8 protein-coding genes and 2 pseudogenes are annotated in these 9,772 nt (G+C 73.1%); 7 read left to right on the top strand and 3 right to left on the bottom strand.

All coding sequences use genetic code 11. From position 1 onward, the window contains the following. Positions 1-465 (bottom strand): annotated as a pseudogene (locus M878_RS49780) (FUSC family protein); the annotation flags it as partial. A 230-nt stretch (positions 466-695) separates the two neighbouring features. Here M878_RS49780 and M878_RS86210 point away from each other — a divergent pair. From M878_RS86210 to M878_RS86195, 4 genes are all read left to right on the top strand, one after another. Beyond that, positions 696-1,172, top strand: coding sequence for an Lrp/AsnC family transcriptional regulator (locus tag M878_RS86210; protein ID WP_023552736.1), 477 nt, complete (start codon positions 696-698; stop codon positions 1,170-1,172). Further along, on the top strand, positions 1,169-1,753 hold the full coding sequence (locus tag M878_RS86205; protein ID WP_051430151.1) for an HAD family hydrolase: 585 nt from the start codon (positions 1,169-1,171) through the stop codon (positions 1,751-1,753). Before M878_RS86210 ends, M878_RS86205 begins: the two co-directional genes overlap by 4 nt. Positions 1,754-1,763: 10 nt before the next feature. Further along, the gene (locus M878_RS86200) at positions 1,764-2,000 is read left to right on the top strand and encodes a hypothetical protein (RefSeq protein WP_023552734.1); all 237 of its coding nucleotides are present in this window, start codon (positions 1,764-1,766) and stop codon (positions 1,998-2,000) included. A 151-nt stretch (positions 2,001-2,151) separates the two neighbouring features. Further along, positions 2,152-3,615 carry an MFS transporter gene (locus tag M878_RS86195; RefSeq protein ID WP_031226858.1) on the top strand — a complete coding sequence of 488 codons (1,464 nt, stop codon included), beginning with the start codon at positions 2,152-2,154 and terminating at the stop codon, positions 3,613-3,615. Positions 3,616-3,692: 77 nt separating this feature from the next. Here the strand turns inward: M878_RS86195 and M878_RS86190 are convergent, their stop codons facing one another. Beyond that, positions 3,693-4,475, bottom strand: a complete 783-nt coding sequence (locus M878_RS86190; protein ID WP_106962780.1) for a LysR family transcriptional regulator substrate-binding protein — start codon at positions 4,473-4,475, stop codon at positions 3,693-3,695. A gap of 106 nt (positions 4,476-4,581) precedes the next feature. On the opposite strand from M878_RS86190, the gene M878_RS86185 reads away from it, so the two are divergent. The 3 genes and pseudogenes from M878_RS86185 to M878_RS86175 all read left to right on the top strand — a co-directional run bounded on the left by M878_RS86185 (position 4,582) and on the right by M878_RS86175 (position 7,343). Continuing rightward, the gene (locus M878_RS86185; protein ID WP_031226855.1) at positions 4,582-4,983 is read left to right on the top strand and encodes a DUF5997 family protein; all 402 of its coding nucleotides are present in this window, start codon (positions 4,582-4,584) and stop codon (positions 4,981-4,983) included. A gap of 118 nt (positions 4,984-5,101) precedes the next feature. Further along, positions 5,102-5,439: pseudogene (locus M878_RS86180) on the top strand (DUF4132 domain-containing protein); the annotation flags it as partial. 212 nt (positions 5,440-5,651) lie between these two features. Continuing rightward, complete coding sequence (locus tag M878_RS86175; RefSeq protein ID WP_023552728.1) at positions 5,652-7,343, top strand: hypothetical protein; 1,692 nt, start codon at positions 5,652-5,654, stop codon at positions 7,341-7,343. Here M878_RS86175 and M878_RS86170 read toward each other — a convergent pair. After that, positions 7,336-9,759 (bottom strand): ATP-binding protein, encoded by a 2,424-nt coding sequence (locus M878_RS86170; protein WP_031226852.1) that lies wholly within the window; start codon positions 9,757-9,759, stop codon positions 7,336-7,338. The genes M878_RS86175 and M878_RS86170 overlap by 8 nt on opposite strands. Between the last annotated feature and the right edge of the window lie 13 nt (positions 9,760-9,772).

The following is a 9,772-nucleotide window of genomic DNA, read 5'->3' as shown; positions in this document are numbered from 1 at the left end:
CACCACGGCCGCGCTGAGCACGGACAGCAGGACGGCGGCGTACAGCTCGGGCAACTGCGCCGGGGTGGCGTGCAGGAACTGGGCCACGAAGAAGGTCATGAACGCGAACACACCGAGGCTGTGCCCGCGCGGACCCCAGCGGCGCGCGTACACTCCGGCGCCGACGACGGCCAGGAAGGCCAGGTCACGGGCGACCGGGAAAGCGTGCAGCTCTGCCGCGGCGGCGAGCACCGGCACGCCCACGGCGGGCAGCAGCGCGGTGGTGACCGCCTGTCCGCGCACGGTCGGGTCGGCGACGGTGAACAGGGTGAGCAGCGCGGCGAGCCCGCCGGTGACCGCGCCGACGAGGGAGTGTCCGGCGAGAAGACAGACGGTGACCGCCAGGCCGATGCCGAGGACGGCCCGCGCGGCGAAGCGCAACCGCGCCCGGCCCGGGTCCGGAGCCACGAACATCCTCTTCAGCACTGCTGCCCTCCCCATGGAACACCGGCACAGAAAAGGCGCCGCGGGGACCCGCAGCGCCATCGACGTGCCCATGAGAGCATCCCCGAGGTCACTGGCTCAAGTGTCGTCTGAATTGCTGAGCCATTGGCCCATCATTGCGCGGTCCAGCACGCTGACCGGAAAGCCAACGGACCAGGTCGGGCGGTATACGGGGACGCGCGTCCGCTGAGCCATTGGTACAGTCGTCCATCATGGCCGTGGACGAACTCGACACCCGCATCCTGCGGCTGCTCCTGGAGCAGCCGCGCACCAGCGTGCGCGAGTACGCCCGGATCCTCGGCGTCGCCCGCGGCACGCTCCAGGCCCGGCTGGAGCGCATGGAACGGGACGGTGTGATCACCGGCACCGGTCCCTCCCTCTCCCCCGCCGCGCTGGGCCATCCGGTGCTGGCGTTCGTGCACATCGAGGTCACCCAGGGCCACCTGGACGACGTGGGGGACGCGCTGGCCGCCGTACCGGAGATCGTGGAGGCGTTCTCGATCACGGGCGGCGGGGATCTGCTCGCCCGGGTGGTGGGCCGGGACAACGCCCATCTGGAGGATGTCATCCAGAAGCTGATCAGCCTGCCGGGCGTGGTGCGCACCCGCACCGAGGTGGCGCTGCGCGAGCGCGTCCCGTACCGGCTGCTGCCCCTCGTGGAGTCGGTGGGCCGGGCGGTCCGCACCTGACGCCCCGCCGGCAGATTCTGGCCGAGCACGGCGTGCCGGACTTCTCCCGGGCGGAGCACGAGAGCTACGTCGGCATCAGCACCCTGGATACGGTGGCCGGCCTGCGGGAGCGCTACGGCCTGCGCGCCTCGGTGGACGAACTGCTGGCCGCAGCCAACCGGCGCTACCTGGAACCGGCCCGCACGCGCGCGTACCCAAAGATACGCAAGTTCGTGGAACTGCCGTCCGGCGAGGGCATGCCGATGGCGGTCGCCTCGGGCTCCTCCCCGGAGGCCGTCGACGTGATCCTGGCGGGCACCGGCCTGGACGTGTTCCTGCGCACGGCGGTCTCGGCCGACGAGGTCCCGCACGGCAAGCCCGCACCCGACGTCTTCCCGGAGGCGGCCCGGCGGCTGGGCGCGGATCCCGCGCACCGCGTGGTCCTGGAGGACGCGGCACCGGGGCCGGCCGCCGCCCGCGCGACCGGTATGCGGTGCCTCGCGATCCCGAACGTGGCCGCACAGGCCGACGCACCCGAGTTCGCCACCGCGAGCCTGCTGCTGCGCGGCGGCCAGACGGAGTTCACGGCGCGGGCGGCGTAGGCACGGCTCCGTGGGACACCCGCCTGAGCGGCAACGTCCACGGGACATCCGTCTGATCGGCAACATTCGTACCCGACAGGACTTCGGCGACGGCACCGCCCGGGTGGTCTCCGGTGGCCTCGACCCCGGCGTCAGCAACCCCGACCGGTCCGACGGCACCACGTTCCAGGACGCGGTGTGGGCCGGGGCACCCTTCCGGAGCAAGGAGGCGCTGCTCGCGCACGTCGGGGGTGCTGTGGACGCGTGAGTGGCCGACAGCGTGCAGGAAGGGGCGCACAGTGCTGCGGACGGCGCGGGAGGCGTCGTACGTGTCCTGAGGCTCTGTCGTACCCGGTCGGCGGGGGTGAGCGGGGAGTTCCCGCCGTGCGCGGGGCGCGGTGGCTGCATAGCGTGATCACATGACCACAGACCGAGCCGGGCCGGATCGGCCCGACCGACGGTGGAAAGCGCTCGCCGTCTGTCTGACCGCAGCTTTCATGACGTTGCTCGACACGTCGATCGTGAACGTGGCGCTGCCCTCGATGGAGCGCGGACTGCGCGCCAGCACCGCCGACCTGTCGTGGGTGATGTCCGGGTACGCCCTCACACTGGGTCTGGTCCTGGTCCCGGCGGGACGCCTCGGCGACCTGCGCGGGCGGCGTCAGACGTTCCTGACCGGGCTCGCGCTCTTCACGCTCGCCTCGGCGGCCTGCGGGCTGTCCACCGGCGCCACCTGGCTGGTGCTGTTCCGGCTGGTCCAGGGGGCGTCGGCGGGCCTGATCGCGCCCCAGACCTCGGCGCTGATCCAGCAGATGTTCCAGGGAGCGGAACGGGCCCGCGCGTTCGGCTTGATGGGCAGCACGATCGGCATCTCCACGGCGGTCGGACCGCTGGCGGGCGGTCTGCTGATCGAGGCGGCCGGCGGCCCCGACGGCTGGCGCTGGGTGTTCTACGTCAACCTGCCCATCGGTGTCGCCGTCTTCTGCGCGGGGCTGCGGCTGCTGCCCCGCTCTCCCGGCTCGCCGGGCAAACGCGAGTGCTTCGACGTGCCGGGCGTCCTGCTCCTCGGCTCCGGCGTGCTCGCCCTGATGCTGCCTCTGGTGCAGGAACAGCAGTGGCAGGGCCGGCTGAAGTGGGCCCTGCTCCCGCTCGGCGCCGGACTGCTGGTGGCGTTCTGGACGTGGGAGCGCCGGCAGGCGCGGCGCGACCGCGCACCGCTGGTCGACCTCAGGCTCTTCGCCCTGCGTTCCTTCTCGCTCGGCGCGCTGCTGAGCCTCGTGTACTTCGGCGGCTTCACGACGCTGTTCTTCGTCTACACGCTGTTCCTGCAGAACGGCATGGGCTACGGCGCGCTGGCGGCGGGCCTGTCGTCCATGCCGTTCGCGGCGGGGTCGGCGGTGGGGGCCGCGGCCGGCGGCCGCCTGGTGGTGCGCTTCGGACGCAAGCTGGTGATCGCCGGGCTGTGCACGGTGGCGGTGGGGATGCTCGGCGTCGTCGCGGCCGTGCACTGGGTTCCGGGGCGGAGCGTGGCCTGGGCGGCCGCGTTCCCCCTGCTCGTCGCCGGCATCGGCTCCGGCCTGACCATCTCCCCGAACACCACCCTCACGCTGTCCCTCGTGCCCGTGCGGCGGGGCGGAGCGGCGGGCGGGGTGCTGCAGACCGCGCAGCGCATCGGCTCGGCGGCCGGTGTCGCCGCGGTCGGCTCGGTGTACTTCGCCCACCTGGCCAACCACGCCAGCCCCGCGACCGCGCTCCAGTACGGCCTGCTCACCTCCGTCGCCATCATCCTGCTCGCCCTCTGCCTGGCCTTCGCCGACCTGCACGAACGCCGGGCGCATCCCCAGGCGGAACGGAAACGGGAGGCGGCACGGCAGGAGGCGTAGAGGGGCGGGCGTAGGCGGGCAGGCGTAGGGGGCGTGGCATCCGGTTGAAGCCGCCGCTGAAGCCGCCGCTCCGGTGCTTACGACCTCCGGCGTGGTTTGGCCCGCTTGGGCTGCTGCTTGGCACCCGCTGTGCGCGTGTTGCCTCCCGCCGCGCGGGTGCGGGGGGTGCGGCCCGTGGCCTTCGCCGCCGGCTTCTGCCGGGTGCCCTTCGGTTCGGAGCGCTGCTGTTTCTGCTCGGCCGGAGACTTGGCGCGGCCCCGGGTGCTGTTGACCGTGCGGCCGCGGACGATGCCGATGAAGTCCTCCACCAGGTCGGTGGTGGCCTCCTCCGGCCAGGACAGGGCGATGCTCGACTGGGGGGCGTCGGTGACCGGGCGGTAGGTGAGGTCCTTGCGGTGGTAGAGGCGGGCCAGGGACTGCGGGACGACCAGGAGGCCGACGTTCGCGGCCACCAGTTCGATCGCGTCCGGCGTCGTCGCGGGCCGTTCGAAGGCGGGCTCGCCGGGCGGGCCGGCCCAGTCGAAGACGTCGTCCAGGGGATGGAAGAGCACCTCATCGGCGAGGTCGGCGACGGTCACCTCGTCCGCGGCCGTGATCAGGTGGTCCTTGGGGACGACGACCACCGTGGTCTCGGTGTAGAGGGGGATCGCGCTGAAGTACGTACGGTCCACGGGGAGCCGTACGAGCCCCGCGTCGGCCTCGCCGGCCCGCAGTACCTCGGGCGCCTGAGCGGCCGGGACCTGGACGAGGGTGAGCGGGATGTCCGGCAGGCGCTCGTTCCAGATCCTCACCCATTTGGCGGGCGTCACTCCGGGTACGTACGCGAGCCGGAACGACGGTGATTCCTCCGAGCCTGTCACCAGGCCAGGTTACCGGCCGTGGCCTGCCGTCCGTCACCCGCCGTGGCCCGGCTTCCGGCACCGGCCGTGGTCGGCGGCCGGGCACGCGGCCCTTACCCTTGACCTCATGAGTTCGCAGCAGAGCACCCAGTCGATGAAGCCCGCGACCGCGGCGAAGAAGCTGGGTGTGTATCTCCCCGCCACCCCCGCCTCGTTCCAGGAGGGCGTCGTCACGCGCGCCGAGCTGAACGAGTTGCAGGCGAACCCGCCGGAGTGGCTGAGCGAGCTGCGGCGCAACGGCCCGCACCCGCGTCCGGTGGTCGCCGCGAAGCTCGGCGTGTCCATCGCCGGCCTCGCGCGCGGCGGGGTCACCGAAGCGCTGACCACCGAGCAGATCGAGGCGCTCAAGCAGGAGCGGCCCGAGTGGCTGGAGAAGGAGCGCGCCACCCAGGCCGAGGTCCGCAAGGAGACCACGCGGATCAAGCAGCTGAAGAAGGAGAGGGAGCAGCGCGCCGCCGAGCGTGGCTGACCCTCCTCCGCTCTCACATCACCGTTTTTCCACAACGCCCTCCGGCCTTCGGAGGGCGTTGTCAGTGCTCTGCCCTACAGTTCCCGTCACTTGATCAACGCGGGTACGGGAGGCACGTATGGGGTGGGTGTCGGCCGGTGACTACGAAGTCGCCCTCGACGACGGGAAGGTGGTCTGCCGCAACGCGTCCGGACGGCGGTTGAAGTCGGTGCCGCCGAAGATCGCCGAAGATCCGGCGGTCGTGGAGCTCAGGCAGCTCGTCAAATAGCTGGAGCGGCACGAGCGGGAGTGCCTGGCCACCGCCGGCGGTGGATGGTCCGCTCGCTGCCGGTGCCGCTCGCCGTCCTCACGCGCGTGTGGCCCGACCCCGCCTGGCAGGCCGCGCTACGCGACCGCGTCGTCACCGGCGCCGACGGGCAGATCGCCGGCTTCCTGCGGGACGCCGGCCCCGCCCGGTCCCCCTTGAGCCTGGGCCGGCCCTTCGGGATTCGTTACCGTGGACCGGTCCGCGCCGGAACCGAGCCGACCTGAAGGGTTGTCAGCCAACTTGTCCCGTGATATGCCGACGGAACCGCGAACCGCGAACCGCGAACCGCGAACCGCGAACCGCGAACCGCGAACCGCGAACCGCGAAACGTCTGGCGGCTGAAAGCTTTCTTCGGGTTCCTGTGGGCCCCGACGCCCACCGCTGGCGGACCTTCCCCGCCGAGCGGACGCTCGTGGTCGCCGCCCGTACCGTCACCTCCACCGTGCGCGTGCTGGAGACGCTGCCGGCGCTGCTGCACGACGACCCCCGGGTGAGTGTGGTCTTCGCCCACGACCCCACCTCCGCGTTCGCCTCCGGGGTACGGGATCTCCTCGAGGAGTCCGGCTGCCGGATCATGCCCTGGGAGCAGCTGGCACACATCAACGCGGATCTCATCCTCTCGGCCAGCGAGAACGTGGACATACCGGAGGGCGACTGCCCGGTCCTGGTGCTGCCGCACGGCGTGGGCTTCCAGAAGCGCGTCCCGGACGCGCGCGGGCCGCAGGACCGGCTGTCGGGCCTTGTCCCCGACGCCCTGCTGGAGTCCGGCCGCGCCTGGCTGGCCGTCTCGCACCAGGACCAGGAACGGCAACTCCTCGCCGCCCACCCCAAGACCGCCGGCCGCACCCTGCTGCTGGGCGACCCCTGCTACGACGAGCTGCTCACCTCCCGCGCCCAGCGGGACGCGTACCGGCGGGCTCTCGGTGTCGCGGAGGGCCGGCGGCTCGTCGTGGTCAGCTCCACCTGGGGCCCCACTTCCCTGCTCGGCCGGCACCCTGATCTGCCGGTCCGTCTGCTGGGTGCGCTCCCCCACGACGCCCACCGCATCGCGGCCGTCGTCCACCCCAACGTCTGGTCGGCACACGGGCCCTGGCAGATACGCGCGCTCCAGGCATCGGCACTCGACGCGGGCCTGATGCTGATGCCGCCCGTGCACGCCTGGCGTCCCGCGCTCGTCGCAGCGGACGTGGTGATCGGCGACCACGGTTCGGTGACCCTGTACGGCGCCGCCCTGGGCCATCCGGTCCTGCTCGGCGCGTTCGGCGCGGACGCGGTGCCGGGGACCGCGGCACACGACCTGGCCGCCGTGGCCCCGCGGCTGGATCCGGGCGGCGACCTGGCGGCTCAGGTCGAGGACGTCGTACGCGCTCACACACCCGAGCGGTACGCCGAGGTGGCGCGGCAGGCTTTCGCCGCGCCGGGGCAGGCGCTCGCGCGGCTCCGCGAGGTCGTGTACGAACTGCTGGACCTTCCTGAGCCCGCCCCCGCACCCCCGCCGGACCTGCTGGTGCCCGCCCCGGATCCAGCCCCCGATCCCGTCACCTCGTGGCTGGTCGTCACCGAGGTGGGCGAGGAGGCCTCCGGCCCGGTCGTGACGGTACGGCGGTACCCCGCAGCGGCGCGTGCGTATGCGCAGGACGGGACCGACCCGGAGGACGGGCCGCTGGGCCACGTCCATCTGGCCTGCTCGAACGGTGAACGCGACCGCCGACGGCTGGAAAGCGCCTCGGTGATCGAGCGGAAGGCACCGGCCGGTTCGCCGGCCGAGGCGCTGTCCTGGATCCGGGCCACCTTGACCGAGTTGCCCGGCAGTCTGCTGGCGGCGTGCGCGGTGCGGGGCAGCGGCCATCTGGTCGGGCTGCGCGACGGCCGGGTGTTCGAGGCGGCGGTGACCGGACCGGCGACGGCTCCTGGGCTCGCGGCCGCGATCGTCTACGCCTGGCTGCGGCAGGGCCGTCCGCCCGACGAGGCACTGCTGACCCTGCGCCTCGCCGGGATGCGCGACGAGGACGTACTTCTCCGCCCGCGCCCCGCGGCCCCGGGCGTCAGCTGAGGTCCGCCAGACGCCGGCGCAGCTCTTCCGCCCGGCGGCTGCCGCTCGCTTCCCGGATCTCGACGGCCCGGCTCAGCCACCCACGCGCGCTCTCCCGGTGGCTGCCGGTGCGCTCGGCGATGCCGGCGAGGGCCTCCAGGGCATCGGCCTCGTAGCTGGTCGCGCGCTGCTCCCGCAGGATCCCCGCCGCCGTGCGCAGCGCGTCGACGGCGTCCTCGGTCCGGTGCAGGTGGTCATGGGCGAGACCGGCCGCGAGGAGGGCGCGACCGGCCATGCGCACGTCCGGCTCGGGAAGGTTCAGCAGGGACGCGCGCGCCTGCCGGAGGACGGCGAGAGCCTCCGCGTGCTCGCCCTGGGCGTCCATGGCCGAGCCGAGGAAGAGCAGGGCCAGGGCCTCGCCGCGCTCGTCCTCGGCCCGCTGGTTGAGTTCGAGGCAGTACCGGTAGGTGTCCACCGCGCGGGGCGCGTCGAACCGGTCGAGGCAGCGGCCGTGGAACTCCTGGACGGACGCGCGCAGCAGCAGGCGGTCAGTGGACTCGGCGAGCGCCACGGCGCGTTCGATCTCGGTGCGGGCGCGGTCGTCCTCACCGAGGTCCATGAGCGGCCGGGAGAGCAGACTGCGCAGGCGGGCCTCGCCGGCCACGGCCTCTGCGGTGGCGCCGGGGTTGTTCGAGGCCTCGGCTGCCAGCGCGGCGGCCTCGGCGCCCAACTCCAGCGACTCCTTCCACGCACCGAGGTAACGGTGGTGCAGGAACAGCACCGTGAACGCCTCGGCCAGCGGCCAGGCGAGGGCGTGCAGTCCGTGCCGTACGGCGGCGCGCAGCACGGCCAGGATCGTGGCGCACTCGGCGTCGAGCCAGGTCAGCGCTGAGGGGCCGGCGGCTGTGGCGAAGGGGTCGGTCGCCTCGGCCAGCAGGGTGGTCAGATCTGCGACGCGCAGCCGGTCGGTGCGCACCGCACGATCGGCGAGGGCGACGAGGACGAGGTAGTGAATGGTGACCCGCTCGATGAGCGCCGTCTCCTCGCCGGCCCGCTCCTCCTCCACCGCGCGCTCGCGGGCGTAGAGGCGGACCAGGTCGTGCATGCGGTAGCGGCCGTCGCGTTCGGTCTCCAGCAGGCTGGCGGCCGCGAGTTCGCGCAGCAGCCGCCGGGCTGTGCGCAGGTCGACGCCTGTGGCGGCGGCCGCGGCCCCGGCGTCGAAGAGCCCGGCCGGCAGCCAGCCGAGCAGACGGAACATCCGGGCGGGTCCGGGCGGCAGCAGGCGGTACGACGGTCCGAGCACGGCTGACACCGAGTAGCCGCCGCCGGGCAGGGACATGCCGTCCAGGCGTTCGGCCTCGTCCTCGAGTTCGCCAACGAGGTCGGCCGGGGTCAGGAACTCATCGCTGAGCAGCCGGGTCGCCACGATCCGCAGCGCCACCGGCAGGCCGCCGCACAGCTCCACGAGGCGTTCGGCGGCGGCACGGTCGGCCGTCACCATGGGCTCGCCGAGGCGGTCGGCGAGCAGTTTCAGACCGCCTTCGGCGTCGAGCGGCTTGAGTGCGATGAGTTCGGCGCCGTCCAGGGCGACGAGTTCGCCGAGCTTGCTGTGGCTGGTGACGACGACCGTGCTGCCGGGTCCGCTCGGGATCAGCGGCCGGACCTGGGCGGGCAGGGTGACGTTGTCGATGAGGACCAGGATGCGCCGGTCGCGGGAATGGGCCGCGTACCGCCGGGTCAGCTCCGCGAGTGACGCCGGGATGTGCTCGTCGCTCCCGATCAGGGCCTGCAGGATCCCGGCCAGGGCCTGGGAGACGTCGGCCCCCATGGCGGCGCCGACGGTGGACGCGTCGCGCAGGGCGGCGTAGTCGACGTAGAACAGGCCGTCGGGGAAGCGGTCGCGCTCCTTGTCGGCCCAGCGGCAGGCGATCGCGGTCTTGCCGACACCGGGCAGCCCGGCGAGCACCGCGAGGTTGACCCGTCCGGGTGCGCCGCACACGGCATCGAGCCGGTCGAGTTCGGCGACGCGGTTACTGAACGTGCCGGTCAGGGCGGGGAGATGGTCGGGCTGGGCGCCGGGCGCCGTCTGTGCGGCCCGGCGGACGTCGAAGGCGATGTCGTACGACGTTCCCGGCAGGATCTCGTCCAGCAGCCGGCGCAGCTCCTCGGCCGCCTCGGGGTCCTCCTCGAGGATGCGGAGCAGGCGCCGTTCCCAGTCGGCGGCCACGCGGCCCGCCACGCTCTCCTCGTCGCCGCTGCCCCGAGCCGCCTCCAACTCCACGCGTGAGGCGTCCAGTTCGTCGTCCGCTCCGCGCCGGGACAGCCAACGGACGACCCGCCGCCGCCCCTGCTTCATCTGTACCCAGGCGTCCGTGACCACGAGCCCGACCAGAGCCGTGGCCCCCTGTGCGGCAAGCGTCCCCAACTCGGCTTCCACCAAGCCCCCTTAC

It is taken from the genome of Streptomyces roseochromogenus subsp. oscitans DS 12.976, assembly GCF_000497445.1.
GTDB classification, from domain to species: Bacteria; Actinomycetota; Actinomycetes; order Streptomycetales; family Streptomycetaceae; genus Streptomyces; species Streptomyces oscitans.
Note: the sequence above shows the minus strand (reverse complement) of the source record. Positions and strands in the feature narration are given on the sequence as shown.

Coding starts and splice junctions, on each gene's coding strand:
- M878_RS86210 (WP_023552736.1), top strand. CDS start 696: ATGGCCGTGGACGAACTCGACACCCGCATCCTGCGGCTGCTCCTGGAG.
- M878_RS86195 (WP_031226858.1), top strand. CDS start 2,152: ATGACCACAGACCGAGCCGGGCCGGATCGGCCCGACCGACGGTGGAAA.
- M878_RS86185 (WP_031226855.1), top strand. CDS start 4,582: ATGAGTTCGCAGCAGAGCACCCAGTCGATGAAGCCCGCGACCGCGGCG.